The organism is Nostoc sp., assembly GCF_036916575.1.
Lineage (GTDB): Bacteria > Cyanobacteriota > Cyanobacteriia > Cyanobacteriales > Nostocaceae > Nostoc.
On the sequence record NZ_JBALGC010000045.1, the window covers coordinates 1 to 26,880 of the forward strand.

Here is a 26,880-nt window from a genome sequence, read left to right on the forward strand (position 1 = left end):
CCATTAATGAGTCTTTGAACTCCATTAATGAGTCTTTGAACTCCATTAATGAGTCTTTGAACTCCATTAATGAGTCTTTGAACTCCATTAATGAGCCTTTGAACTCCATTAATGAGCCTTTGAACTCCGTTAAAGAGTCTTTGAACTCCATTAATGAGTCTTTAATACTCGTGAACAACAAAATTTAAAAACTCTCTGCGTCTCTGCGCCTCTGTGTGAAACTTAAAACTCTGCTAACAGCGTTTCCAAGCAGCGAGTGAAATTATATACAATAGCTTATCAGTTGCCTACATTCACAGATACCAAGTTAAAACTGACAGTTAAACAAGTTTTTAGCTGGTTGACTATAAGTTAAGTAATATAGCGGTTCTTAGTTAAGTTTAATATAGACCTAACCCCCAACCCCTTCCCTACAAGGGAACGGAAATAAACCTCAAAGCCTCTCTCCTTTTAGGAGAGAGGTTTGGAGAGAGGTCAAAATTTATTGCATACAAACAAGAAGCGCTAAACAGGTGCATTTTTACCAAATTGATGCTGTTGGAGAATAGTCTATGGCAATGACGAAACTCTGGAAGTTTTTGCGAAACATTCAGGATTTGAACTGGGGACAAAGCGTAGAGGTAACAAAGACTGGAGCCGAAGCAGCGAAAGCCGTGCTTGATTTGGCAAAAGCAATCAAGGAGCAAAAACCCAATGTTCAAAACTTCAAACCTTATGTAGAACAAATTTCATCGCTATTAGATGTATTTAATTCTCCTCTCGGTCAAATTACCAAAGAAGTAATTCCCTTTGCACCCATCGCCATTACCATCCTCAAGTTCATTATTGATGCAACTAACAAAGAGCCAAGTTTAGAAAACTGTGTGCTACTAGTTAGTCAGGCTGCCTACATAGATAGCTTTCAGGATATTCTCAAACAAGATTCGGAATTACTTCAGAAAATTGATCAAAACCGTGAAGCTTCTGAGACTTTAGCTTTTCAGATTCATAAATTAGGTGAGCAAGAATTTGATGAGCGGGAAGTGAAAAAAGCTATTCTCTATTTTCACGAATCTCAACTAGCAGAATCATTTAATCAGATTTTACAGCAACGCTTGCAAGAAGCCGGATTATCCGAGGCAGAAGCAAAAACCTTCACTGAAAGGGTGGCGCGTCACACTGATGAAAATATGCAAGACGCATTGGTAGAAGTTGGAGAGAAAGCGGACAAACTTTGGAAGTGGTATAGCGCCGGAGGAAAAGAAAAGCTAGAGAAAAATCTGAATATTGAAGATTATTTACAACACGTTGATTTTGTCACCAGTGATTCAGGCTGGCTGACAGATAAAAATACTCGGTTTTTGTTTTTACTAGATGGGTTTGACGAGTTATTACTAGAAGGACGAGCCAGTGGCGGCTTGAAGGAATTTCTGGAACAGGTGGAGCAGTTTCAAAAAGATCGCCTTTGCCATCATCAGTTTTTGATTACTGGTCGTCCCCTAGCACTGCAAGGAATTGAGCGGCTACTTTCACAAACCAAAAGCTTGAAGCGCGTTGAACTTCAGCCAATGGATGATTCACTTCAGCAAAAATGGCTGGAAAAATGGGCAATTGCGGCTCAAGTTAACAAGAGTGAGTTTGAAAAATTTTTGCAGGCCTGCCCTGATGAAGTCAAAAATAAACTAGCACGAGAACCCTTACTGCTTTATTTACTGGCACGGATGCACCGAGAGAACCGTCTCAATGTCCAAATGTTTGCAGGCACAGACGCTATTAAGGCAAAAATCCGCATTTATGACGAATCGGTGAAGTGGGTACTAGAAAAACAGCGTAACAGTGAAAATCAGAATGATAACTCCCGCTTGACTGGATTAGAAAGTGAGGATTTACGGCAGTTTCTCACGGAAGCCGCTTTGTGTGTGGTGCAGTCTGGGAATGAATCTGCCAGAGTGACGATGTTAGAAGCACGGCTCAAAGACAGCAACAACCCAGCTGCAAAGTTAATTCAGGATGCCAGACAGGAGAATACCTCGGAAAAAAATCAACAAGATAAGCTACTCAATAATCTGTTGACGGCATTTTATATTAAACCAGCCTCTGGTGATAAAGGCGGTTCAGTAGAGTTTGTTCACAAGAGTTTTAGCGAATTTTTATTCGCAGAACGGTTACTCAAAAGCTTTGTGGATTGGATAACGAAGGTAAACAAGCGTGACTTTATTACCACGGAGGTAATGGATAAGCAAATTTACGATTTATTCGGGTATGGAAATTTAACGCCTGAGATTATCGAATATTTGATGGGGTTGTTGGCTGAGAGTTCAGAATTTCACGATGTAGAACGCTTGTGTCAACTTTTCCGAAGATTAGAGGATTTCTACTTTCGTTGGTGCGATGGGGAATTTATTGATGCAGAAGATGCAAACCTGCCTCTGATAAAGAAAAAACAATTACGGGAGCAGTTACCAGAGCGAGAAAATCAGTTGGGATTACGACAGGTGGATGTTTGTACAGGGCTGAATGTGATGATTTTGCTGTTAGAGTTGCATCGCTATGCTCAACAGCGAGATGAACTGAAAAACAAAATAGTTTTTTATCCTTGTGGTCAAAAGAATCAAGAAGGTTTTGATAGAAACAGGTTGCTTCGCATTATTAACTATAGTAATTGCATAACAGTTGCAGAATTTCCATTTAAAGTAGGACAATTTCTTTCTAAGGTCAATCTTAGTGATGCTGATCTTAGGCAGATAGACTTTAGTGGTGCAGACCTTAATGGTGCAGACCTTAGTGGTGCATATCTCTATCTTGCCGACTTTGGTATGGTAGACCTTAGTTATGCAGACCTTAGTTATGCAGATCTTCTTGATGCAAGTTTCGGAGAGTATGCTAATCTCAGCGGCATAAACCTCACTAACGCTAACCTTATTTATACGTACTTAGCTCAGACAAACCTCAAGGGATCAAACCTCAAGGGGGCAAATCTCAGCAACGCAATCCTCAACGAAGCGGATCTTAGCGACGCAGACCTCAGTGATGCCGACCTCAGCGCTGCTAACCTCAGCGATGCTAACCTCAACAATGCCAACCTCAGCAATGCCAACTTCAGTCGTGCCAACCTTGAAGCAGTTGTATGGAACAGTGACACAAAATGGTTTAATGCTAAGGGGCTACATGAAGCAGTTGGTGTATCTCCAGAGTTGTCGCAAGACAAAGCTTTTGCGGCTGCGGTTTCCTTGAGCCAGGGCTTCAGTTGGGTGAGAGAAGGCAAAATTAAAGAAGCACAGGAAGCTTTCAAACAAGCCCAAATACTTGACCAGAGTTTAAGAAACTCTGCTGAATTTTGGAATAGTATTTGCTGGGTTGGCTGTTTACACGGTTATGCTCAAGGTGTTTTCAAAATCTGTGAAAAAGCTGTTACCTTAGACCCTGATAATAAAGCCTCCCAAGACAGTCGAGGACTGGCTAGAGTTTTGACAGGCGACTTGGTAGGGGCATTAGAAGACTTTCAGGCTGTTGTAGACAGTGGCGCACTTAATTACTCAAATGATGTGAAGCAGCGACGGCTACGCTGGATAGAAGCATTAAAGTCAGGAAATAATCCCCTGACACCAGAAGAATTGGAGAAACTGCGACAGGTTGAGGGTTGATGTATCCGTTCAAGTTCAGCGCCTCAACATCTGGCGCAATTGGGCTGACCGTATAGGCGATCATCGCTAACGCGCATAATAAAACCATCCCCTCTATTTCACTCACTTATGGCGATCGCAACTCAACCCCAATTAACTTTAGACGAGTTCCTCAAACTGCCAGAAACTGAGCCAGCATCAGATTTTATCAACGGGGAAATCATTCAAAAACCAATGCCCCAAGGTGAACATAGCCTACTGCGGGGAGAATCTTGTCATGTCATCAATCAGATAACCGAAAGGCAAAAAATTGCTTTGGCTTTGCCCGAACTACGTTGTACCTTCGGCGGTGCTTCTATCGTCCCTGATGTCTCTATGTTTCGCTGGGATAGAATTCCTAAAACTCCATCTGGCAGAATTGTTAATCGCTTTGAAATTCATCCTGACTGGGCAATTGAGATTCTTTCCCCAGACCAAAAGTTCACAAAAGTATTGAGTAAATTATTGCATTGTTCGCGCAATGGTACTGAATTAGGCTGGTTAATCAACCCAGAAGACGAAAGTGTGCTGGGGATTTTTCCGGGAGTGCGAGTGGAATTATACGAAGCTGCTGATAAATTACCCATCCTGGAGGGTATTGAGTTGGAACTGACTGTAGAACAAGTTTTTGGCTGGTTGAGTTTGACGTGAAAAAGAACGCATTTCCTAGAGAAAGTTGGAAAGGATTATATCTGTAGGTTTATTGTAGAAACTGGGCGGTATAGCCCCAACTCGTGCATACTCCAAAAATTTGTATTGCCGTGCTTTTATGGAAAATCAACTAGGATTTGTTCTGAAACTGCTTTTACTCTCGGCTTTGTTATCGCTATTAATTAAGTATGCAGCGCCAAGTCTATCAATTCCGGCGACAGCAACCAACGCGTTGATAATAGTATTGTTGCCGATTGTGATTATGGCGATCGCGCTACTGTGGCGATTCCAAGCACAGAAACAGAATTAACTCAAATCATTTACGCACAACTTCCTAAAATCGGCTAACCTAACTGAATTACAACAAAATTGCATCTCGCCAACCGTTGGAAGTCAGCCTGTGAAACTCGGTCAATGGATCGGCTTAATCGCCATAGTTCTTTCTTTATACATTCTGTGGCAAATTCGAGAAGTGCTTTTGCTAATGTTTGCCGCAGTTGTCTTAGCCACTACCTTAAATCGGCTAGCAAAACGCTTCCAACGCTTAGGCATAAGACGTGGATTTGCCGTCCTCTTTTCAGTAGCGATCTTTTTTGCACTGATTGTAGGTTTTTTCTGGCTAATTGTGCCACCTTTTGCCCGGCAATTTCAAGAACTAACCTATCGGGTTCCCCAAGGGTTTGAGCGCTTTAATAGTTGGCTTGACGCCCTGAGAACTCGTATTCCTACCCAATTGGTTTCCTACATCCCAGATATCAACAGCCTTATCCAACAAGTACAGCCCTTCGTCAATCGGGTACTAGGAAACTCGTTTGCCTTTGTATCTGGCTCCTTAGAAGTTGTTCTCAAGGTTTTGCTAGTGTTGGTTTTAACAGGAATGTTATTAGCCAACCCCCTAGCTTACCGCAAAGTCTTTGTGCGGCTTTTTCCCTCATTTTATCGGCAACGAGTGGAAGGGATTTTAGATAAATGCGAAATTTCTTTGGGGGGATGGGTAACAGGCGCTCTCATTGCTATGGGTGTAGTGGGATTGATGAGTGTAGTTGGCTTATCTATTTTGGGTGTAAAAGCAGCACTTGCTTTAGGAGTTTTAGCAGGATTTTTGAACTTAATTCCCAATCTCGGCCCAACAATGAGTGTACTACCAGCAATGGCGATTGCCCTGTTGGATGATCCTTGGAAAGCCGTCGCTGTCTTGATTCTCTACTTTTTTATTCAACAAACTGAAAGTAATTTCATCACGCCCGTTGTCATGGCGCATCAAGTCTCATTGCTACCCGCTGTCACCTTAATTGCCCAGCTATTTTTCGTCACTTTCTTTGGCTTTTTAGGATTATTTCTAGCGCTACCCCTGACTGTTGTTGCTAAAATTTGGTTGCAAGAAGTACTGATTAAAGATGTTTTGGATAAATGGGGGAATAACCATACGAAAGAGACTGAGTTTGTAATGGTTTCTGAATCTCCCGGAGTAGATGATAATTGGACAGCAGAAAGTCCTGATATTAATCAGGAGCGACCGATTGATGATATCTTGCAAAAAGAAGATTAGTCAAAATAATTCATAATTAATAATTAATAATTATGGCAATCCGATTTGATTGCGTGAAAAAATCTAAGTATATGTAGGGGAGCCAGGCGTGTGGGCGGGTTTCCCACGCCAGTCCGTACAACGGGGGGAAAATACGCAAGCGGCTGGCTCGACTTGAGCGAACTGGCGTTGTGTTATTGCCGAGAGTACTGGCGTTGTGTTATTGCCGAGAGTACCGCACCTAGAATCAGAGGTGGTGCGTTAGCCTTATGCGTTGATTCTGCCTAGTAACTAAGCGATAACAATATCCAACGTCCACTACAAAGTCATTAAGTACAGGTCACCACAAAAAAGGGTCGGAAATTAAGCTGCGATTAATAGGTCTATTTGAGCCGTAGAATTGGAATCTGGAATTTGGCACTTTGCGATAACTTTCAAGGTTGACTTTTTACTCCAACCAAAAGGATGTGCTTTTGTATTTTATTCAGAAATAAAAGCTTGTAAACGTTTCATCTCTTGGGACTTTTGGCGAGTTTCCTGAAAAACTCGTGGTTTTCAGTCTATCCGACAAGAAGAGTTGGATGTTTCTTTTGGAAGTCCCTTAGTTTAAGAGGATGTTTGAAAAGTCTTAAAGTATACTAAAAACCTCGCTTCCATTACTCTCCTCGAAAGGTCGAAAGGCTTTGAACCCCCCCTTTCTGGTAGGGAAGGGGGGTTAGGTTTGGGAGGGTTTGATGTTACCAAAAATACTTTTCAAACATCTTCTAAGGTTTGTCCAAGAGAATCGATTCTGCTGCTATATCATCTAAGCTGATGCTGCTTAATAAATTTCGCCACTCTGCTTGCAGTGCTGCATCTTTAGGATTTTTCTGGCGCAGTTGAGCCAGTGTCGTCAGTGCCTCGTACCATATGCCGTTTTGGGCATAGATAGCATAGCGCTTTAGAGGTTCTGCCGTTTGTAGCTCTTTGAGAGCGGCTGGATTCAGTTCGACTCGTTTTATTACCCCTTCGACGAAAGTCGGGGGAGAATCCTTTTGCTTGTCACAGTTAATGGTGAAAAACCAGCGATATTCTTTGTCTAGTGCTAAAGCGGGAGCAGTGGTAGGCAGAGAAACGCTGATGACTCCTGGTTTATCTGGTAGAGCGATCGCTTTTTGATAAATCTCGTTAAAGTCCTGATCTTGCAGCACAAATTCAACTTCATAGGGCAAATCTTTGGTATATGGCACATAGAAAAACCAACTTGGGCGTTCTACTGTTGTTTGTCCCCAGACATTAATCACTGAGTTAGCTTGCTCAGTAAAGGGCACTAAAGCAGTCAGGTCAGGTTTAGTAAGTGGACATGTCGGCCCGCGCTTCGCTCCACCACGAACGCGACCGCCAGGAGGGGGGCCAGATGGAAGTGAGGGTGGATTAAAGGCTCGCTTACCTCCGCCACGAAGGCGATCTCCAGGAGGGGGGCCAGGTGGAATTGTGGGTTGATTAAAGGTTGTGATTTGAGCAAGGGTCGTTTTAGCATCAGAGCGTAGGCTTAACCCGCCGTAGGCATCGCTAAGTGAAGAACCAATTGGTTTCGCCAGTACTGGAGTCACGCTAACTAGTAAACTGGTGTAGCTAAAAGCTAGTACTAAAAACAGTTTTCTCGGTTGTGAATTTGACTTCATAAAAACCCTACCTTAAGTATGTAAACCTTATAGATTTATCTGCTGGTTATCTAAAAATGTAATCAATAAAATCTTTCCCCATTCCCTAAAGAACTCCAAAAATTAAATTATCCAAATTTTTGTGTCCAATACAACTATCAGATTCTTCTTCCCCTGCTCAATAACTGCTTCCACAGCGATTGGATCTTTTTTGATTTGGAAGTCCCCTATTCTCCACTCGCCACCCGAACTTTTGTTTTTGAATTATAAATTGACATCAAGACAACCGTAGCTACCAACGACAAAGCCGAAGGTATGAACGGCACCCAAGCACCCGAAATTAACAGACCAAAGCAAACTATATACAGAACACTAGAGGTAATACTGACTGCCAATGCCAACCAAGGGAACGAAAGCTTTTGCCAAGCCAGAACTCCCCCTACCAAAGACCAGCCCCAAATCCAGACCACCTCAACCCACAGTGACCAAACCCGCAGCAACGGCCGCCCATCCTGGACAGCACTGAGGATTTGGCTGACCATATGCGCTTGTACTAAGACTCCTGGCATTTGCTGATCTAAAGCAGCGCCATAGGGTGTAGCCCAGGTGTCTGGAGAATCCCCTTTTGCCACCACACCAATCAAAACAATCTTGTCTTTGATCGCACTGGGGTTAACCGGACTAGATAAAAATTGGGTTAGCTTTACCTGTTCGGCTATCTCTTTTGAAGAACGGTAGTTGAGCAAGATTTGACCGCCATTAGCATCAATATTTTGATAGCCGCCAGTACGAGATTTCAGATTTGGAAAAATAGTTTTACCCAGCTGCAAATTACCTTGAGGAGTGAACTTTGGTTGAATTCCTGAAGGACGCAGATAGAGAGAGGCCAATTGCAGACTGAATGCAAAGGGAGCAGGACATAACGATGTCGCCTCTTGGTTCATAAACAAAAGATGCCGACGGATAACTCCATCATGATCATTAATAAAGTCACTGAATCCCAGATTTGTTGTGGGGATTTCTGGTGGCGGCTGATTGCCTGGGATATCTACTGTACCATCGCTTCCCTTACATATGCCAATCAAGTTCTGAGTTTTTTGGAGACGAGTAATTAAATCAGGTTGTGTGGCTTTAAAATCACGATAGATATCCAAGCCGATCGCTCTGGGTTGGTATTGATTCAATTTCGCCAGTAGTTTGTTGAGAGATTTTTCGGAAATGGAAGCTCCAATTAAGGACTCGCCATTTTGTCTTTGAGTCGCCAAATCATGATCGTCAATTGTGATTATCAGCAGTCGGGGATCAACTCCCTCCGCAGGGCGCGATCGCATCATCTGGTCAAAAGCTTGAATTTCTGGATTTTCCAGCAATCCCAGCCATCTCAGCCCACAAACCAAGACTGTAATCGCCAAACTGGATAACAAAGTTGTCTGAAATCTGCGTCTGGTAGACAAAGCTAAATCCGGTATATCTTCAGTTTTTGTAAACCTTAATTCATCCCAAGTGGGTGGTATCTGCGCTGGATTTTGGCAAATTACTGGTAGCCAAGTCGCACAGGGAAATCGATCCTCAAGTCCTTGCAAACGTTCTCGCGCTTGGCGTACCGCTTGATATAAAGACTTGCCACCCGCAAAACCTTCGAGAAAATACTTTAAGAACTCCTTAGCAACCTGGTCTGGGACTGGTTCGCGCATGACGATCATCTGAGGAATTTGCAAATCAGCCAGTTCTCGCGCCAATCCCAATCCATCACAGGAGTTAAATATAGCTAGTTGCAAGCCGTTTTCAATGGCTTTCCTGAGAGCGTACTTTAACTCGCTAATGGTGAGGCTATCAGTTTTATTCAGATAAATTCGTCCGCTTTCTCCATTTCTGTTACTAGAACTGTGCCCAGCAAAGAAGAGAATATCCCAGTTTTTTCCCCAAAGATGGTCAGTCAATTCCTTACGTTGTGGTTCTACCAGAAAGCTGACCTCTGCATTACTACATTGTTGCAGTAAGGCTTGATCAGCCTGGGTGTCAATTCCCTGACTATTGCCCACAATTGCTAAAATGTTGACTAATTGATTTAAAGTGCGTGGCTTGTGAATGTGATCATAAGATGGTGAAGAAAGGGCGATTTCAGCCTTAGGGTAGCGTTCTAACAAGTCCCACAGATGCCAGGGTAATAGCTGCAATTGGCTATTTTCTGTTTGCAAAATCACCCGCACTTCTTCGGTGGACGACAATCTTTCTAACCATTTTTCCCTCAAAGGGCGAAACTCCTCTGCTCGCAGCCAGGTATTAAAGCGTGCCCGCAAAATATGGGAAGTGTTTTCGCAGTCTTGAATCATCGATACATTTGTCACCTGCATTTGGTCAGCATGGAGGCGATAACGATTGCCTATCTGCCGATAACTAGATTGCCAATGACTATAATAGAGCGGCATTTCGGGGAATGAAGGTAGTCTGCCGATGATTTCTGTTGCAGCACGCTCCTGTTCTTCACCAATTTGGAGAGTGACAGCAAACCCCTGCTCAAAACTACCCTCTCCGAATTTCAGAACCACTAACTTACCCATGACTGTCGCTATCTCCCTGTGCAAAATCATGCCCTGTTATAATGTCTGATCACAAGCTCCACAAGCGTCTACAGACTTCTTTCAAAATCCCTAAAAGCCGACTTGGATTTTAATTTTTAATTTTTAATTAACCAATTACCACTTAATAAATTATCAACAAAGAGGGAAGATAGCTACATGTTTCAAATCCTAAAATGTTCGGTAATACTGGTATTATCCAAGGCTACTCTAACGCTAAATTGCTCTGTAGGTTCACCGCGAAACTGTAATTGAATGTAGTTGTCTGATTTTCTCGATTGAGCGTTTAGAAATACTGCCCCTGAACTATCTAGGACGGTGAGATGAACTCTTGGCGGCAAGTAGATTTGATTCCCAGTGGCGTGCAATTGGAGATGAATATTGGTTTGTTGATCCTTTTCGGGGCTGATTTCCACAATCAACATCACAGGTTGGTTGAGAATTTGGATACCCAAATCAATCACTTTTGCACGTTTAGTAATTGATTCTGGTCGGTTAAAGGCATTTAGTTCCAAAGTTTCAGTACTGCGAAAAGCATAAGTTGGTCTGAGTTGCGGCACGTTCCACATGGATTCAATAGTCTGCCAACCTGTCTCAAATACACCAGCAAACCATTGACTTAAATTCACCAGTGAACTAACTGGGGACTGGCGCAGTTGACCCAAGTGGTCGAGAAACGCTTCCAATGGTTGCAGTTGTTCTAAAGGCAGTGTTTCAGTTGCAACACTAGGGATAAAACCAAGCAGCCTCGCTTCTTGGAGCGATTCATCAAATTGAACTACTAAATAACCCACTCGTTCTTCCCAGGTTTCTGGAGGAATGGAACATATCTGTTGATCCAGATGGACAGGGCGACACTCAAGACGACCAACTGAGGGCACCTCTAAGTCAGCTACATTCCCACAAAGGCGCATGATCGGGTTCCAACTATCACTAGCTTGGAGGTCAGTAGGAATATCCATCATTTCCAAGTAGTCATTCACCACCCACACAGCCAGTGTATTCAGCCGGACTTGTTCTGCTTTTTCAGGATTTGGCTGCTGGTTAGCAAATTGCTGGGCAGTTATACGAGCTGATTGGGAAATTGGCAATGTTAAAGCGAAATCGTTTAGCTGATAGGTGGAGTTACTCATATGTCAATCTCTAGGGATCAATGCTGCTATATACATATCACCCGCATTTACTAAATTTATGCCACAAAATAGAGAATGATTATTGGAAAATTAGGGATGGGGGCAGAGGAGATATGTTTTAGAATGCAACTTGATGTCAACATCAGTTTAATGAGTCTTTGAACTCCACTCTTGTGCTCTCCTGCTCCAATGCCCTATGCCCAATGACGCCAGTTACTTCTCCTGTCGGAGACGCTGCGCGTAGCTTGCTTCCCTGTAAGGGTACAAGTCGGGCATTGCCCGTCCAACGCACTGGCTCCCCAATGCCCAATTCACAAATTACAACCAATTGCCAATCAACACATAGGCAGACCAAAAGCTTGGTGCCTTGTAGTTAGGATGTTTCAGCAGTTGCATCTGGGCATGGTGGACAGCTTCGGCTTTGGTGATTTTGCCACTCTTAAGTTCTCGATAGAAGGCGGTAACAAACATTGCCGTCGATTCATCATCAATCTGCCATAGGGAGGCTATGGTACTACGTGCCCCAGCTCGTACAGCTGCTCCTGCTAGACCGAGTGCTGCACGGCTGTCTCCTGTTGCTGTCTGGCAAGCACTCAAAACTAATAGTTCTACTATAGTTTTACCCTGACTGCTAAAGAGAGTATCAAAATCCTTGACATTAATCTGACCATCGAAATCCAGAATAAAAGTGTCTTCAAGGCGGGAACTAAACTGACCGTGGGTTGCTAAATGCACTATGTTGAATGAAGTGGCACCAATTTCACTCTCTAAATTCTTTTTCTTAAAATCTCTATCTAGTAGGCTAGTTGTCGAGATTCCTGCTTTGCTAATGCCGTCAAATTCAGATTTGATCGCAAGCAACGGTGCAAATTTAGAAAACCCTGGCGGCGGCTGAGTTAATCCTGCGGTTAGCGCTCTTAGCTGCTGTTGTACCAGCGGTTTAGGGTTGAGGAGTTGCAGACCCACGCTCAGAGCTACTGCATATTTCTCTACCAAGTATTGCTTACCATCATAGAGAGCTGCCATTGGTAAATTGCGTAACGGCCCATCCAAGACAAACACTAGGGTATCTACCCCACTTTTTTGCAATTGTGACTCTATGGGTTTGAGCAGCCAGTTGTAAACTTGGTGCGAGTGGGTTTGGACGGCTTTAGTAGCGGTAGGATTGACAAGATTTTTTCGCAGTTCTACTAAGAGTTTCTCTACTTCTGTGTAAGAAATCTGAGTAGTGTAGTTTTGCAGAGGTTGTTTGGGAATTTTGACAATGACCTGGAGTTCTTTTTCAAGAATAATCGGATAGAGGATGGCAGCCGTGGGATTATCTTGCTCTACCACTTGATCGAGGGTTACTTTCTGACCTTGTAGGCAAGCTTCCTGGAAGAAGTTATCCAATTCTGCTAGTTGGAGTGCTTCAATCCGCTGACGTGCTTTCTCTAATATTTTTTCATCTGGTTTTTCTTGTTGTGATTTCAGCAGTAACTCTACTGACTGTCGGTAGATGGGTTCTACGCTGTCCCGGAAGTTGAATTGCACATCCTGGTTTACTACATCTTTATTGACTACTAAATCTCTGCGGACAGACTGGAGAGTGTCTACAGCAGCATCATATGCCGCGATCGCACCATTAATATCTTTTTGTGCCTTGAGCAATCTACCTAACTGCCACTGCAAGGTATAGGTAATTTCTGGTACATTGCTGCTCTCTACCAAAGCTAATCCTTGCCGGGTAAGGTCTTGTGCCTCTGACCACTGTCTGGTTTCTTCGTACAAGCCGCCTAAACTCTTCAGAGCATAAGCCTCTGCCCGCTTGTCCCCTAAACTGTGGGATTGCTGAATGGTGCTGGCGAGTAATACTGCTGAGTCTTTTGTGCTGAATCCTAAGTAGGAATTATGACTGGATGCTTGTAATATACCACTCTTGACTTTTGCCAGACTTTGTGCAAAGTTTACCTGAGCGTAAATACTAGCACGACTGAGGGGGAGTTGGTTGAGTTGGGACTCAATCAACGGCAAGAGAGTTTGAACCTTTGCCCATTGTTGATCTTCAATGAGTAGACCGAAAAGATTCAGTTGCGCTTGGACTTTTGTCAGGGGTAAGGGAGATGCTGCAACTGTTTGTTGATAATAGGCGATCGCCTTTGCTTTGTCCTGTTGTTTCCGGGCATTATTCCCCAGGCTGAACAGACTAGCCCCAATATCAGCGCTTGATTGCAGATTTCGAGCAATCATCAGACTTTCTTCTAGCGCCTGGCGTGACTTTTCCAAATCACCCAATACCAAAAGGGCATCACCGAGCGATCGCAAACTCACTGTCTTTTCTATACAGTCTGGTTGAGATTTTAACGTCTGACTTACCTCTTCGAGTGTTTTGACAGACCGAGGATAAAATCCTTGGGTTCGCCACGCCTGTGCTTGATTGATTAGCGATCGCACCACGCCGCTTTGATTATCTGCTTGCCTGTAAATTTCTTCCGTCTGCCGCCAAGTTTCTAAAGCCGCCTCAGCCTGTCCCGTTGTCAGTTGAAGACGACCTTGAATATCCAGTGATTGGGCAAATATTTGCAGATTTTGGTTTTTATCCTGTCCTTTGAGTAAATTTAGGCTCTCTGTAATTGCCTGCTGTGCCTGACTCCATGCACCAAGTTGCTGGTAAGCTAGGGAAAGATTACTCAGTGTCACTGCCATTCTGAGGCTCTGCCTTTGCTGCTTATATGCTTGGACAGCTTGTTCTAACACTTCTACCGCCTTGGCAAACTTTCCGTCATTGTATAAAACTTTGCCCTGTTCTAGTAGTGAGGCGGGGTCAGCGGCCACAGCCAGCAACGTCAGATTGTTAATTAGTAGTTGGGATGAGGAATTAATTGAGCCAGTAACTTTTGCCAGCACGGGTGAACCAAGGATGCATAGCAAAGTTATCAGGAAGTACAAAAGCAAACGTAAAAAGTAAGCCAGCGTGGTCTTCTTTCTTCGCAAAAAAGCGTCTTTAAGAATTGGGGAGACACTAAGAGCGAACGAGCGTCGGGAAAATAGGCAACACTCTGGCTGCTTTTGCTTTTTAACTTTTACAGAATTCGCGCTGAAAATCCTAGTTGTTTTAGTCATAAGTATGACAAGAGATAAGTGATAACCAGGAACGCACAGGATTAACTGTAAATGTTTGGGCTACCAGGGTAATGTTACCATTTGCATCCATTACTCATCCCTGAGCTTCCACAATCTTATTTATCGTGGTTTGGATGAAAAGTATTTACTAATCTGTGAGTCATTAAATACGTATTTTTCAGTATCCTCAACGACAGCAGCGATCGCGTTGTAGCCTCCTAGTACAGCACGGCGTAAATAAGCAGACCATTGAAAAGCCCTAAAGAGCTTATTCCATAATACTTTTGACCTTTGACTTTTGACTTTTGATTTCCGCCTTGCGGTACTAGCCTATTATAAAGAGACCTTCCTCCTGAACGTTGTGATTCAGAATGGGCTATAGTCACTTTTGCTGCTGATAGTTGTGCTGGCGGCGTTGTCGTGAAATGAGCCAAACTAGGACTTAATCTGAAAATAGTCACAACCATGACTGTAATACAAACCAATGTTAACCAGAAAGCTTTGTAAATAGGCTTTGTATTTCCATCGTAAAAATTCCTCTTTTAAGTTTAATACTGCATGAATACAGAAAAGTTTTTAAATTATCAATTTTTCTATTACTAACACAGACAACTATAGCGTTTCTCGTTTACGTGAATTACACCCGTAGGTGCACGACAGTGCCGTGCCCTTACACTTAGCGATATAATGTTGTACTGCATGTGAATGGGAACCGCTATAACTCTTATATATTGACGAAAACACTGTACCAAATTTCCAAGATAAAATCCGAATCCGGAACAGTTTTATTTGAGTTTATATTGTAAAAAACAAGCCCACTGATGTGAACTTGTTTATATATGTAAAATCAGTCAATTCCCTTAACGAAAATATTTTACCTTTCTGGGGCACATTAACTATCTTTTGTTAATGTTATCCTAGTCTCACAACTAGCTATTCAAGCGTCAATTCCAGCACTTCCTACCTACTGAATAAAAATTATATCACAATAAAATGCCTAAAACCTGGTCAAGGTTGACCAGGTTTTATCGAATTCACAGGTTTCAAATTGTTAAACTAATTAAGTAATTGAAAGTTAATAACTAAGGTGGACTAAACAACGAACAAACTCAGCATTTTTGCGTTTTTCCGCTTTGGGATTTGGTTTTGCCTTCTACATTAGGCTTTTTACCACTTCTATACTTTATATGCTGAAATTTGCTTGGGTTGATGACAGGGAACACTAAGTCATTTACCCTTTTAGTTTGGTTTTCTTTTGTTTGGTGTCCTACTAATTTAAATTATCACTTAGTTTTGTGAGTTGCAACCCTTAGTTTACTAAAATTGATGTTTTGTTAGATTTTGCAATCTAGAACCAGAAATTTGATCCCTAACCCTGTTTTTAAGAAAGTTGAAGGGATCTTCGTACTCCTAAGGGGAAGCAAGCTACGCAAAGCGTCTCCAAAAAAGAGAGACAAGTATGGCTAACTAAACTGCATTGTCACCAATTCCACATAATTTGACTGTTATCAAGATGGTCGGTAACACTACGTCCAATGGTGTCAATTTCTGCCAATTGGACGGTAGAAAGTTGGATTTGAGCGGCTAATGCGTTGTCTACTGCTTGTTCGGGATAACGCGCCCCGGCAATCGCATTTGTTTGGGGTTGGGCAATTAACCATGCCAAAGCTAACTGAGCAAGGGTACAATTATGAAGAAGAGCTATAGGACGTAGTTGTTGTATTGCTTGTTGAGCATGTTCAAAATTTTCGCCTTGAAACAGTTTATTTTTAGCACGGTTATCTGCTTGGTCGAATTTATGACCGTGAGCAAATTTTCCTGTTAACAATCCCTGTGCTAAAGACGAATAAGCAAGGATAGAAATATTATTTTCGATACAATAGGGCAATGCATCTTGTTCTACCTGTCTCCAGAATAAAGAATAGGGTGGTTGTAAACTATCAATACGTCCATAATTTGCTGCTTGAGCTAATTGGGCGTGGGAAAAATTGGAAACACCAATCGCTCGAATTTTACCTTGCTGTTTGAGCAGGTTAAGAGCGCTCATAGTTTCTTCAATAGGTACTATTTCACTATTAAAAGCACCGGAGGGCCAATGAATTTGGTAAAGGTCAATGTAATCAGTTTTCAGGTTAGTTAGGGAACGATGTCTAACGACAAGCCGCTACGCGTCTACGCAAGCTTCAATGACTTGTTCATACTTTAGATGCTTGGGGGAAACTTTCGTGGCATACTCCACGCGATCGCGCACATCAGATAAAGCTTCGGCGACAATTTGCTCAGAGTGTCCTTCACCATAAGCTTCAGCAGTATCAATTGTCGTGATCCCAGCTTCAAATGCGGCTCGGATCGTTTTAATCGAGTCAGCATCCTCAACTCCCACCCACATTCTTTTACCAGCTTGCCAAGTTCCAATAAGAATAGGTGTGATTTGGACTTCAGTTGTACCTAGCGCTCGCTTTTCCATAACTGCTTCCTAATTCATTTCCTTGGACAGTTTCATACTTTATCGGTTTTAGGTTGAAATTAAATCAGAGTTACAGTAAATGTGATGGAATTGACTACAACTTTTCATGCTCTCAAAGAATGGGCAGTCGCCGTAAATGCCTTAGAAGACGGTAAAACAATTATGTTGCTCCGCAAAGGCGGTATCCATGAACGAAATGGACATTTCCAAGTTGCCCACAAGCAAATTTTGCTTTACCCTACTTATGAACATCAACAAGCTTTCATGTTGAAAGTTGAGTATGCCAATCATGTTTATCCAGTAACATCAGGTTGGCATCCAGAGACAGTTCGCATCGGCAGTTGGGCTGAAATTACGGATATTTTGCCAGTTAGTGACGAATTTATTGTCAACGCCTTGCTTCCCTTCCATATTTGGAACGAGCATTTTATTAGCGATCGCCTCAAATGGAAACCACGCCAACCGCTTTATATTCTCCTCCTGCGAACCTATAAACTACCCCAACAAGAAATTCCCTACCATTCTAAATACGGCGGTTGCAAGTCATGGATTGATTTAGATCAACCAACTCAGTTGCAAGGAACAAAACCAGTTTTATCTGACTTTGCATACACCCAATTAGTAGAGACAATTCGCGGCATTGTCGGCGATAAGTTGTATGCTCCATCTTTCTAATAACCAACTTGCTGCCCAGATCCCCGACTTCTTCAAGAAGTTGGTGATCTAAATCTAGGTTAAGTAACGCCTATGTAACCAGAAAAACAAATAGTCTGATTGTAAACTCTAGCTAAAATAGTAGTTCTTGTTACACACACTCCTTAAAAGCGCGGATAACATTAGAAAAATCTCCCCTAGAAGGAAGGTGAGGGAAAGCTGTTGCTCTTTGTATCCTATTAGCAGCTTTCTCAGGGTATGACTTGTTAAGTAATTATCCTGTGGTGGATAGAACTTAATTACACTTTGTCTAAAGTATTAGGCAAAAAAGTAACCCACAAGAGTAAGGTGTGGCTTGACAAAAGCCTACCGTTATGCATTAGTTATTAGCTAAAAGCAAAGGAGTTTGCAATGCATCGACAAATGTGCTGGTTACCTAAGTCTGGTGGCGATGGAGAGAAAATTTTGTATTTACAGACAGAACCCAATCAGCCTTGGCGTCCCTACACAGCTTTTGGACATTTCGCAGTCCCAGATTATCAAATACCAGGTGGTTCTAAAGGTTGGGCAACTTATCAAAAACTTCTCAAAGCAGGTTGGACACTAGTACCTAGCGCACGGGCAAACGAGTTTGGCGGCAGCAGCTACGCAGAGTCAACAATCCCAAATCAATAGAGAGACGCGATTAATCGCGTCTGTACAGGAGTTATTATTCTCCTTGTCTAGTTCACAAACCTCTGGGGGAACCTTCACCGCGAGGATCAGCGGCCCCTTCTAAAGTTCCATCAGATGTAACAGCGATCGCGTTACCATTACCCCAAGGAGCAGTTTCCTTTATTTTGTGTCCCCGACGGCGTAAGTCTTGCACAGTCAGAGCATCTAAGCCCCAGGATTCGACGCGCAACTCATCTGGAAGCCATTGATGATGTATGCGTGGAACCGAAACAGCTGCGCCAACATCCATGTTATATTCCAGCACATTCAGGATCACTTGTAAAACCTGGGTAATAATCGTGCTACCACCAGGCGCACCCGCTGCCATACGGAAATGACCATTTTCTGTGACAATTGTGGGAGTCATGCTGGATAGAGGAGTTTTACGGGGGGCAATGCTGTTTGCATCGTTACCAACTAAACCAAAGGCATTAGGCACTCCTGGCGCAGCGGCAAAATCATCCATCTCATTGTTGAGGACAATTCCAGTTCCTGGTGTTACTATACCAGCACCAAAAATCAGGTTAACCGTGAAAGTCAGACTTACGGCGTTGCGTTCTTCATCGACAACAGTCAGATGAGTGGTTTGGGGAGATTCATATTGAGTCGCGTGCAATTTCAGAGATTGAGCAGATAACGGAATGATATTTTCTTTTAAACTCTGATTATCAGCTTGACTAAAACGTTGTAGTGTCTCTTTATCTACTGGCTTGACCTCGGTCGAGGGTCGAGCCACTTGCATATTAATTTCTTGACGACGTTTTTTGGCGTAAGCTGGACTGAGCAGTTCTTGTACAGGAACTTTGACAAAATCAGGATCGCCTAAATATTCTGAGCGATCGGCGTAAGCAATCTTCATTGCTTCTACCATTAAATGTATAGCATCGGGATGATGCCATCCCAAAGATTTCAAATCAGTGTCACCGATAATATTTAAAATCTGCAATAGGTGAACGCCTCCCGATGATGGTGGTGGCATTGAGCAAATTTTAGCTTTACGAAAATTGCCACAAACAGGAGTGCGCCAGATTGGTTTGTAGGCTTTCAGGTCTTCTAGAGTAATTAAACCACCATTTTTTACCATATCAGAAGCGATCGCATGAGCAATACTTCCGGTGTAAAAACTTTGAGGATTTTGGGCAATTGCTGTTAAGGTATGGGCTAAATCACGCTGCACCAGCTTGTCCCCAGATTTGTAAAATTCGCCGTTGCGAGTGAAAATTTCCCGCGCCGCTGGATTGTTGAGAATTACTTGCTTGCGGGAATCGTTGGTTTGCAGAGAATGCCAAGTTTCTCCAGTACGAAGAATAAAGCCATATGCAGCAAGTGCGATCGCAGGTTTCATTACCTCTTGCCAAGGTAGCTTACCATAGCGACGATGCACTTCATAAAGTCCCGCCACCGTTCCTGGTGTGCCTACTGCTAAATAACCATTGATACTTGCATTCGGACGCACCTTTCCTTCTGCATCCAGATACATATTTCTTGTAGCTTTCAGGGGGGCGCGTTCCCGAAAATCTAGCGCTTTCATCTCGCCAGTTTTTTCAGAGTGCATCAGCAGAAATCCGCCGCCGCCGATTCCTGCCGAAAAAGGCTCAACTACGGATATTGCAAAGGTTGTGGCTACAGCTGCATCTACTGCATTACCACCTTTGCGTAACATCGAAATTCCCGCCTCACTTGCTAGGGGATGGGCCGAAACTACCATTCCCTTTTTGCTATGTAGAGGTAAAGTCAAGGCGGCTGATGCAACTTGGCTGTAAAGTAAGACACTGAAGGAAAAGATTGCGAGTGCAACTCGCTTGGGTTTAACAACAGTAAGCATTTTTAGTTGAGTTATTGAGGCGATACAATTTTTTCTTAAAATATTATACTTGTTTAGCATCTTGATGTGAGATTATTAATATGATTTCAGAAATCTACAGTCTTGATGAATGCTATGTTAATAAAAACAAGTAAGACATTTTTCAAAGCCTTAACTATTGGATTATGTATTTCTAGCGGAAGCGTTCTCTCTCAGACATTACCGCTTTCCTCTAACTTAGTAGGTTTTAATACGCCTGAAGGGGAAAAATTATTAATTCAGAGTGAATCAAAAGAAGACTTTTTTCCACTGAGTATGCAATTCACTACTCAAAATAATCAGGCATATTGTGGTGTTGCTAGTATGGTTATGGTCTTGAATAGTCTACAAATTCCAGCACCAGAAGTACCGCAATACAAGCCATATCGAGTATTTACTCAAGAAAACTTTTTTAGCAATAATAATGCAAAAAAAGTGCTAACTCCTGAAGCTGTGTCTCACGGAGGTATGACTCTAGACCAGTTAGGGAAATTACTAGCCAGCTACGGCGTTAAAGTTAATGTTTACCACGCTGCTGACACTAGTTTAGAGGAGTTCCGCAAACAAGCGGCAGAAAATTTAAAACAACCGCAAAACTTTATTTTGGTAAACTATTTACGCAAAGAAATTGGTCAAGAGAAAGGTGGGCATATTTCTCCTTTAGCAGCATATAATGAGCAAACAGATAGATTTTTAATTCTTGATGTTTCTCGTTACAAGTATCCACCAGTTTGGGTAAAAACAACAGATTTATGGAAAGCAATGCTTACAAATGATCCCTCATCAAATAAAAGCCGTGGCTTTATATTTGTAAGCAAAAGCCCTTGATATAACAATCTGTTCATTGAATTTATGAATCCTGCAATCGCCCATCCTCCATGTAAACAATGCGAGCGAGAATATCTAAAATGCGATCTACTAATATGGATACCGTAATTACCCCAGAAAGAATTGAGTTGCCACCTGGCGCAGTGTTGAAGCTTTTAGGAAACTGGCAAGACTATCAAGTATTGAGTCAGCAACTAGGCGATCGCTCCTCGCCTCGCATTAAATATCGCAGAGGAGAAATTTTACTGATGGCACCGCTACCAGAGCATGGAAGAGATGCAAGTTTGCTAGCAGATATTGCTAAGGTTTTGCTGGATCATTTAGAACAAAGATACGACTCATTTACTCCCATTACCATGAGCTTGCCAGAAGTTAGTGGTATTGAACCAGACTATTGCTTTTACATTGAAAATTGGAGAGCAGTAGTAGGCAAAAAAAGAATTGATTGGCAGTCAGCACCACCAGATTTAGCAATTGAAATAGATGTTACAAGCTACACCAACATTAATGATTACTTGCCTTATCGAGTGCCAGAGGTCTGGATATTAAAAAGTAATCGGTTATTAATTTATAGATTGCTCTTAGAAAGTTATGTGCTTACAGAAAGCAGCTACTTTCCTAATGTCAGAGAAATTGTGCAGCAATGTCTCCAAATTGCAAACGAGCAAACAACAAGTGAAGTCATTAGGTGGTTAAAGAACTTTTTGCATGGACAATAGTAGTACAATGTCTAAACTAATTAGGACTTACGCAAAAACTCTCTCAAACCTTTATTACTTTGTGTCCTTTGCGTCCTTTGTGGTAGCCTGTCTTGAAAAGTTCAGAGACGCTCGCGGACTCGCTACCGCTGCGCTAACGGCGGGAACCGCCGATCCGACTTTTCGCTGCGGCAAGCCGCTTTGCGTCTACGTTTTCTCATAATTCAGCGTAAGTCCTACTAGTAATGAAAAGTTTATATGTAATAAGCACTTTAATGCTTAAAGAAGAAGGACCAAAGTCCTTACTACGAACTTACTTAACCATCAATTTAAACTTGACAAACTAGTAGGGTGTATTATGCTAACCCTTAATTACGAATTACGAATTATTTTAATCCCTTCGATTTGCGAAACTCCTGGACAACATCTTTAATATCTTGCAATTCACCCTCAACTAAATAATTTAACTGTCGCATTTCATCTGCCGAAATCTTTCCGGCAAGAGAGGCGATCGCTTTTCTTAACTCCGGATATTTTTTTAAAGTTTCTTGTCGAACAATTGGTGTAGCTTCATAAGGAGGAAAATACTTTTTATCATCCTTGAGTACAACTAAACCTAAGCGAGAAATCTGTCCGTCAGTGGAATTACCCGCTACCATATCTACCTGTTTTTGAATCAAAGCCCGATATATTAAACCCAAGTCCATGATTTGGGGTGGTTTAGCAAAACGTAAATCGTAAGTTTTAGCTAATCCTGGAAAACCATCTTCCCGTTCCAAAAACTCATAACCGAAACCACCGCGCCACTGCGGGGTATATTGAGTAGCTTGAGAGAGAGTTTGAATATTGTAGCCTTTGGCATCATCACCCCGGACAATCATCGCAAAAGTGTTTTCAAAACCCAAGCTTGGCATGACTTCCAGATTGAATTGCTGGGCGTATGCTTGTTTTAATCTTTGATAAACTTCTTTAGGATCATTAATTGCTTTTTGCTTGAGAATTCCAGTAAAAGCTGTGCCTGTATACTCAATATATGCATCAATTTTGCCAGCAGTAATAGCATTATGACAAACAAAAGAACCACCCAGGCGAGGACGACGAGCTACTTTTAAATTAGTTGTTGCCTCGATTTGCTGTGCTAAAAGTTCACCTAAAATATCTTGTTCAGTAAAATCTTTGGAAGCAACGATAATATTACTGCTGCTACTACTATTTGTATTCGGAGTGCAGCCAGCGATTAAGAGTAAGACAGCAAAAGTTAAAAAGCAAAATGCCAAAAATCTTTTCATTAACTTTTAATTTTTAATTTATTCTCCAACCAGCCAATTGCAAAGTCAGCCAGTAATGCAATTACCGCCGCCGGAACTGCACCAGCTAAAATTAACTGATCATTTACAACTGATATCCCACGAAAAATAAATACTCCTAAACCACCAGCACCAATCGCTGCTGCAATGGTTGCAATCCCAATGGCAATTACCGTGGCTACACGCACTCCTGCTAAAATCACTCCCATTGCCAAGGGAATCTCAACTTGCAATAACAATTGTCTATCTGTCATCCCCATCCCTCTCCCAGCTTCCCGAATAGCTGGATCGACGCTAGTAATCCCTGTATAAGTGTTACGAATTATCGGCAGCAGAGAATATACAATCAAAGCAACAATTGCTGGGACTGCCCCAATTCCGCCAATTATGGGAACCGGAATCAGTAAGCCAAACAGTGCCAAACTAGGAATAGTTTGCAGAATATTCGCTATGCCGAGAATTGGTTGGCGGAGATAGGTTTTGCGTGTAATTAAAATACCTAATGGAATGCCTATAAGTATGGCAATTCCGATCGCAATTCCTACCAAAAATAGGTGTTCTAGAGTATGCTGAAGAATTTCTGGGGCATACTTAACCAGGAAGAAATTTTTCATAAAGTGTCTTGGAAAGAACGCAGACATTGAAGAAAAGCTAGGCTTTCTGGGTGTTGCGATCGCATAAATTCATCTGTTGTCCCCAATACTACCAATTCTCCGCCAGACATTAAACCAATTCTCGATGCCAAAATAAAGGCTTCTTGAATATCATGAGTCACAAAAACAACAGTTTTGCCTAATTCTTGCTGCAAATGCCGAAACTCTTGTTGCAGTTCTAGGCGCGTAATTGGATCGAGTGCGCCAAAGGGTTCATCCATTAACAACACAGGCGGATCTGCTGCTAAAGCCCTCGCTACACCGACTCTTTGCCTTTGTCCTCCCGAAAGTTCGTGCGGATAACGTCCGGCAAATTGTGCTGGTTCTAAGCCTACCAATTGCAACAGTTCATAAACCCGCGTTTTAATTTGTTTGGGTTGCCAACCTTCTAAAGACGGGACTAAACCGATATTGCGTTCGACAGTAAAATGGGGAAATAAACCAATTTCTTGAATGACGTAACCAATTTTTCGCCGCAATTTAATTTCATCCCATTGAGTTGTGGGAATACCATCAAATAAAACTTCGCCTTCTGTAGGTGTAAATAGGCGATTAATTAACTTCATTGTTGTGGTTTTGCCGCTACCACTGCGCCCAAGTAATACCAATGCTTCTCCTTGACGGATGGTGAAATTGAGATTTGACACCAATGGGCGATGATTGCGGCTAAGGGTGACATCGCGGAATTCGACGGTGGTTTGGTTATTTTGCGGCATGAGTGGCTTTTGCTGGACACTAGCTATTGTATTATGTGATGATTTTCTCCAAAGTAGGGAGTACCTAAAGCTTTCGGGGGTGTAGATTTCCCCAATTTACCCACTAATGCTAATAAAGCGATCGCATAAGGTAGCATTACTAAAAATTGGTAAGGGATATTTGCCCCTAATGCCTGAATTCGCAGTTGTAAAGCTTCTGTAGCTCCAAACAGCAAACAAGCTAAAGCACTACCTATAGGATGCCATCTACCAAAAATTAATGCTGCGATCGCAATAAATCCTTTACCAGCACTCATCCCCTCGGCAAAAAATCTTACCTGTACTAATGTTAAATAAGCGCCTCCTAAACTCGCAAGAGTGCCACTAATCACCACAGCGATATAACGAACAAATGGTACGGAAATTCCAGCCGTGTCAGCAGCTTTCGGAGATTCTCCCACTGCTCGCAATGTCAGTCCAAAGCTAGTTTTAAATAAAATGTATGTAGTTAAAATAACTAAGATAAATAAGAAATATACTAAAACATCTGACTGAAATAGTAGCGGCCCAATCAGCGGAATATTAGCTAAACCAGGAATCATAATTGCCCCGATTCCAGATAACTGCTGCGTACTACTGCCACTAAACACTAACCGCGCCAAAAACGATGTTAATCCAGCGGCGACAAGATTAATTGCTAGCCCAGATACTAATTGATCAACACGCAAAGTTACACACAAAACAGCATGAAGTAGTCCAACTAATCCCCCAGCAATCAAAGATGCAAGGATACCAAGCCAGGGATTACCAGTGTAGAAAGTAGCCACAGCACTAGTAAAAGCACCAGTAAGCAACATTCCTTCTAAAGCAATATTTAACACCCCCGAACGTTCCGAGTACAATCCTCCAAGAGCTGCAAATGCTAGAGGAACGGCTAGACGCAAAGTAGCTATTAAGTAATCAGAGAAGAAGTTGAGATTATTCATAAAATTATTTTTAAACGCAGAGATTCTCAGAGGGAAGCGCAAAGTTCCGCAAAGTTTTCTGGGTTAAACTTTGGCGCCTCTCTGGGTTTTAATTCTTATCTCTCTTTCGACTGCGAAACTGATAGCAATAAATAACACCATAAACCCTTGAATCGCGTAAACTATAGTTACCGACACACCTGCACTACGCTGCATTACATTCGCACCACTGCGAAGCGCTGCAAAAAACAAAGAAGTTAATACTACACCGACAACACTACCACGACTTAAAAAAGCGATCGCAATGGCATCAAATCCATAACCTGGGGAAACTTGTTCAAATAGCCGATATTTCAACCCCATCACCTCACAACTCCCAGCTAACCCAGCTAAACCACCCGCAGCAGCCATCACCAGCATAATGGTACCTTCAACAGATATGTGGGCATAACGAGCGGCAATCGGGTTAAATCCCACTGCCGTAATTTCATAACCTAGAGGCGATCGCACTAACAATACCCATAAAATACCTGCGGCAATTAAACCGAATAAAATCCCCGCATGGGCGAGGCTTTGCGGTAAAATAATCGGCAAACGCGATGTTTTGGCAATTAATGGCGAATAAGGACTAGGCGCACCTGTTGCCATTAATGGATTTTGTACAAGGTAGCTAACTAAATTCACGGCGATATAGTTGAGCAACAATGTAGTAATTACCTCATTCACTCCGCGCTTTGCTTTGAGATAACCAGGAATCCAACCCCAAACTGCACCAAAGAAAAATCCTGCCAGAAGTGCTAAGGGGATATGAATCACCGCAGGTAATCCTTGCACGTACAACCCAATTAAAGTACTTCCCAACGCACCCAGATAAATTTGTCCTTCTCCACCGATATTAAATTGCCCTGCCCGCAATGCTACTAACACGCCTAAACTGGTGAACAATAGCGGTGTCATTTTGGTGAGGGTGTTACCAAATCCAAAGTAGGTAGAGAGAGATTCTTGAAATAATATGCTGTATGCGGTGATAGGATTTGCCCCAGCAATTAGCATCAGGATAGCACCGACGATGAGGGCGGAGGCGATGGCAATGAGTGGTGATAGTATAGGCAGCAGTCTAGGATGAATCCGATTAATTAATGTCAGCACGAGCCTAACCCAATAGAACGCTTGTACTGAGGCATAACTAGAAACGTAGAAAATTGCATCTTGAAACTTTCCTAAAGCGATCGCCTTCTCTGGATTTCTCAATAAACCTCATCATGAGTACCAATATCAATTAGCACGATCATATCTTCATCCTCATCAGGATTGGGCTGAAACGTGTAAATAATACGGCAATCATACTCGACCCAACAAGCCCACAAACCCGCTAAATCACCTTTTAACTTATGTGATTTTAAAGTAGGTGTAAATGGATCAGTTATAAGTAATTCCAAAACCTCAAGAATTGTTTCTTCTAAGCGAGGATTTTTACGAATAACTCGTTTAAAAGCACGCTTAAAGCTACTATCCCAAACAAGAACTCTCATCCTTCACTTAACAAATCAACCCGCAGATCCTCAAGAGTACCATGCTTGGCTGTACCTGCTCTAATTGCTTTCAGGGTTTGTGCAGCATTTGTTGCAATTTCTTTACGCCGTTGGTCAATCCGTCTTTTAGAAATTAGTTCGAGTAGTAAATCTTGCTCTTCGATTGACAGAGCCTCTACATATTCAATAACTGTCTGAAAAGATACAGAGTTGCTCATCAGCAGTGTTGATATCTTTGAAAAGTTCA

Annotated in this window: 20 protein-coding genes and 1 pseudogene; 8 read left to right on the plus strand and 13 right to left on the minus strand. The window is 42.3% G+C overall.

The features are described from left to right. Positions 1-551 precede the first annotated feature (551 nt). From V7L29_RS11375 to V7L29_RS11390, 4 genes are all read left to right on the plus strand, one after another. Positions 552-3,623, plus strand: a complete 3,072-nt coding sequence (locus V7L29_RS11375; protein WP_334735524.1) for a pentapeptide repeat-containing protein — start codon at positions 552-554, stop codon at positions 3,621-3,623. A 108-nt stretch (positions 3,624-3,731) separates the two neighbouring features. Then, positions 3,732-4,292 (plus strand): Uma2 family endonuclease, encoded by a 561-nt coding sequence (locus tag V7L29_RS11380; protein WP_334689725.1) that lies wholly within the window; start codon positions 3,732-3,734, stop codon positions 4,290-4,292. A 118-nt stretch (positions 4,293-4,410) separates the two neighbouring features. Next, on the plus strand, positions 4,411-4,602 hold the full coding sequence (locus V7L29_RS11385; protein WP_334689724.1) for a hypothetical protein: 192 nt from the start codon (positions 4,411-4,413) through the stop codon (positions 4,600-4,602). A 90-nt stretch (positions 4,603-4,692) separates the two neighbouring features. Continuing rightward, entirely contained in the window at positions 4,693-5,841 is a 1,149-nt protein-coding gene (locus V7L29_RS11390; RefSeq protein ID WP_334735525.1) for an AI-2E family transporter, read from the plus strand. Between the two features lie 743 nt (positions 5,842-6,584). Here V7L29_RS11390 and V7L29_RS11395 read toward each other — a convergent pair. From V7L29_RS11395 to V7L29_RS11415, 5 genes and pseudogenes are all read right to left on the minus strand, one after another. Then, positions 6,585-7,484: a DUF928 domain-containing protein gene (locus V7L29_RS11395; RefSeq protein ID WP_334735526.1), complete on the minus strand. Its 900-nt coding sequence runs from the start codon at positions 7,482-7,484 to the stop codon at positions 6,585-6,587. Positions 7,485-7,690: 206 nt separating this feature from the next. Next, positions 7,691-10,024, minus strand: a complete 2,334-nt coding sequence (locus tag V7L29_RS11400) for a CHASE2 domain-containing protein (protein ID WP_334735547.1) — start codon at positions 10,022-10,024, stop codon at positions 7,691-7,693. Between the two features lie 182 nt (positions 10,025-10,206). Continuing rightward, complete coding sequence (locus tag V7L29_RS11405; protein ID WP_334735527.1) at positions 10,207-11,175, minus strand: DUF1822 family protein; 969 nt, start codon at positions 11,173-11,175, stop codon at positions 10,207-10,209. Positions 11,176-11,493: 318 nt separating this feature from the next. Beyond that, complete coding sequence (locus V7L29_RS11410; protein ID WP_334735528.1) at positions 11,494-14,277, minus strand: CHAT domain-containing protein; 2,784 nt, start codon at positions 14,275-14,277, stop codon at positions 11,494-11,496. A 1,480-nt stretch (positions 14,278-15,757) separates the two neighbouring features. Next, a pseudogene (locus tag V7L29_RS11415) lies at positions 15,758-16,744 on the minus strand (aldo/keto reductase). 84 nt (positions 16,745-16,828) lie between these two features. On the opposite strand from V7L29_RS11415, the gene V7L29_RS11420 reads away from it, so the two are divergent. Both V7L29_RS11420 and V7L29_RS11425 read left to right on the plus strand, forming a co-directional pair. Continuing rightward, positions 16,829-17,419 carry a DUF1802 family protein gene (locus V7L29_RS11420; RefSeq protein WP_334735529.1) on the plus strand — a complete coding sequence of 197 codons (591 nt, stop codon included), beginning with the start codon at positions 16,829-16,831 and terminating at the stop codon, positions 17,417-17,419. A 390-nt stretch (positions 17,420-17,809) separates the two neighbouring features. Continuing rightward, positions 17,810-18,073: a hypothetical protein gene (locus V7L29_RS11425; protein WP_334690238.1), complete on the plus strand. Its 264-nt coding sequence runs from the start codon at positions 17,810-17,812 to the stop codon at positions 18,071-18,073. Between the two features lie 52 nt (positions 18,074-18,125). Here the strand turns inward: V7L29_RS11425 and ggt are convergent, their stop codons facing one another. Beyond that, positions 18,126-19,937 carry a gamma-glutamyltransferase gene (ggt, locus tag V7L29_RS11430; protein WP_334690239.1) on the minus strand — a complete coding sequence of 604 codons (1,812 nt, stop codon included), beginning with the start codon at positions 19,935-19,937 and terminating at the stop codon, positions 18,126-18,128. Positions 19,938-20,042: 105 nt separating this feature from the next. Here ggt and V7L29_RS11435 point away from each other — a divergent pair, with 105 nt between their 5' ends. Both V7L29_RS11435 and V7L29_RS11440 read left to right on the plus strand, forming a co-directional pair. Beyond that, positions 20,043-20,783: a phytochelatin synthase family protein gene (locus V7L29_RS11435; RefSeq protein ID WP_334735548.1), complete on the plus strand. Its 741-nt coding sequence runs from the start codon at positions 20,043-20,045 to the stop codon at positions 20,781-20,783. Between the two features lie 95 nt (positions 20,784-20,878). Further along, positions 20,879-21,502, plus strand: coding sequence for a Uma2 family endonuclease (locus tag V7L29_RS11440; RefSeq protein WP_334690254.1), 624 nt, complete (start codon positions 20,879-20,881; stop codon positions 21,500-21,502). Positions 21,503-21,867: 365 nt separating this feature from the next. On the opposite strand, the gene V7L29_RS11445 is transcribed toward V7L29_RS11440, so the two are convergent. From V7L29_RS11445 to V7L29_RS11475, 7 genes are all read right to left on the minus strand, one after another. Then, positions 21,868-22,770, minus strand: coding sequence for a glycine betaine ABC transporter substrate-binding protein (locus V7L29_RS11445; protein WP_334735530.1), 903 nt, complete (start codon positions 22,768-22,770; stop codon positions 21,868-21,870). Continuing rightward, positions 22,770-23,402, minus strand: coding sequence for an ABC transporter permease (locus tag V7L29_RS11450; RefSeq protein ID WP_334690242.1), 633 nt, complete (start codon positions 23,400-23,402; stop codon positions 22,770-22,772). Before V7L29_RS11450 ends, V7L29_RS11445 begins: the two co-directional genes overlap by 1 nt. Beyond that, the gene (locus V7L29_RS11455) at positions 23,399-24,157 is read right to left on the minus strand and encodes an ATP-binding cassette domain-containing protein (protein ID WP_334690243.1); all 759 of its coding nucleotides are present in this window, start codon (positions 24,155-24,157) and stop codon (positions 23,399-23,401) included. Before V7L29_RS11455 ends, V7L29_RS11450 begins: the two co-directional genes overlap by 4 nt. Before the next feature lie 23 nt (positions 24,158-24,180). Further along, positions 24,181-25,122, minus strand: a complete 942-nt coding sequence (locus V7L29_RS11460) for an ABC transporter permease (RefSeq protein WP_334690244.1) — start codon at positions 25,120-25,122, stop codon at positions 24,181-24,183. A 63-nt stretch (positions 25,123-25,185) separates the two neighbouring features. Next, on the minus strand, positions 25,186-26,247 hold the full coding sequence (locus V7L29_RS11465; RefSeq protein ID WP_442944174.1) for an ABC transporter permease: 1,062 nt from the start codon (positions 26,245-26,247) through the stop codon (positions 25,186-25,188). Between the two features lie 101 nt (positions 26,248-26,348). Continuing rightward, positions 26,349-26,633 (minus strand): type II toxin-antitoxin system RelE/ParE family toxin, encoded by a 285-nt coding sequence (locus V7L29_RS11470; protein ID WP_334735531.1) that lies wholly within the window; start codon positions 26,631-26,633, stop codon positions 26,349-26,351. Further along, positions 26,630-26,851: a hypothetical protein gene (locus V7L29_RS11475; RefSeq protein WP_334735532.1), complete on the minus strand. Its 222-nt coding sequence runs from the start codon at positions 26,849-26,851 to the stop codon at positions 26,630-26,632. The genes V7L29_RS11470 and V7L29_RS11475 overlap by 4 nt, the downstream gene beginning before the upstream one ends. Positions 26,852-26,880 lie beyond the last annotated feature (29 nt).

What these genes read in the sequence shown, in the direction of transcription:
- V7L29_RS11475 (WP_334735532.1), bottom strand. Translation starts at nt 26,851, where the DNA reads ATGAGCAACTCTGTATCTTTTCAGACAGTTATTGAATATGTAGAGGCT.
- ggt (WP_334690239.1), bottom strand. Translation starts at nt 19,937, where the DNA reads ATGCTTACTGTTGTTAAACCCAAGCGAGTTGCACTCGCAATCTTTTCC.
- V7L29_RS11405 (WP_334735527.1), bottom strand. Translation starts at nt 11,175, where the DNA reads ATGAGTAACTCCACCTATCAGCTAAACGATTTCGCTTTAACATTGCCA.
- V7L29_RS11380 (WP_334689725.1), top strand. Translation starts at nt 3,732, where the DNA reads ATGGCGATCGCAACTCAACCCCAATTAACTTTAGACGAGTTCCTCAAA.
- V7L29_RS11410 (WP_334735528.1), bottom strand. Translation starts at nt 14,277, where the DNA reads ATGACTAAAACAACTAGGATTTTCAGCGCGAATTCTGTAAAAGTTAAA.
- V7L29_RS11470 (WP_334735531.1), bottom strand. Translation starts at nt 26,633, where the DNA reads ATGAGAGTTCTTGTTTGGGATAGTAGCTTTAAGCGTGCTTTTAAACGA.
- V7L29_RS11400 (WP_334735547.1), bottom strand. Translation starts at nt 10,024, where the DNA reads ATGGGTAAGTTAGTGGTTCTGAAATTCGGAGAGGGTAGTTTTGAGCAG.
- V7L29_RS11450 (WP_334690242.1), bottom strand. Translation starts at nt 23,402, where the DNA reads ATGAAAAATTTCTTCCTGGTTAAGTATGCCCCAGAAATTCTTCAGCAT.
- V7L29_RS11455 (WP_334690243.1), bottom strand. Translation starts at nt 24,157, where the DNA reads ATGCCGCAAAATAACCAAACCACCGTCGAATTCCGCGATGTCACCCTT.
- V7L29_RS11435 (WP_334735548.1), top strand. Translation starts at nt 20,043, where the DNA reads ATGAATGCTATGTTAATAAAAACAAGTAAGACATTTTTCAAAGCCTTA.
- V7L29_RS11460 (WP_334690244.1), bottom strand. Translation starts at nt 25,122, where the DNA reads ATGAATAATCTCAACTTCTTCTCTGATTACTTAATAGCTACTTTGCGT.
- V7L29_RS11420 (WP_334735529.1), top strand. Translation starts at nt 16,829, where the DNA reads ATGGAATTGACTACAACTTTTCATGCTCTCAAAGAATGGGCAGTCGCC.
- V7L29_RS11395 (WP_334735526.1), bottom strand. Translation starts at nt 7,484, where the DNA reads ATGAAGTCAAATTCACAACCGAGAAAACTGTTTTTAGTACTAGCTTTT.
- V7L29_RS11375 (WP_334735524.1), top strand. Translation starts at nt 552, where the DNA reads ATGGCAATGACGAAACTCTGGAAGTTTTTGCGAAACATTCAGGATTTG.
- V7L29_RS11440 (WP_334690254.1), top strand. Translation starts at nt 20,879, where the DNA reads ATGGATACCGTAATTACCCCAGAAAGAATTGAGTTGCCACCTGGCGCA.
- V7L29_RS11445 (WP_334735530.1), bottom strand. Translation starts at nt 22,770, where the DNA reads ATGAAAAGATTTTTGGCATTTTGCTTTTTAACTTTTGCTGTCTTACTC.
- V7L29_RS11425 (WP_334690238.1), top strand. Translation starts at nt 17,810, where the DNA reads ATGCATCGACAAATGTGCTGGTTACCTAAGTCTGGTGGCGATGGAGAG.
- V7L29_RS11385 (WP_334689724.1), top strand. Translation starts at nt 4,411, where the DNA reads ATGGAAAATCAACTAGGATTTGTTCTGAAACTGCTTTTACTCTCGGCT.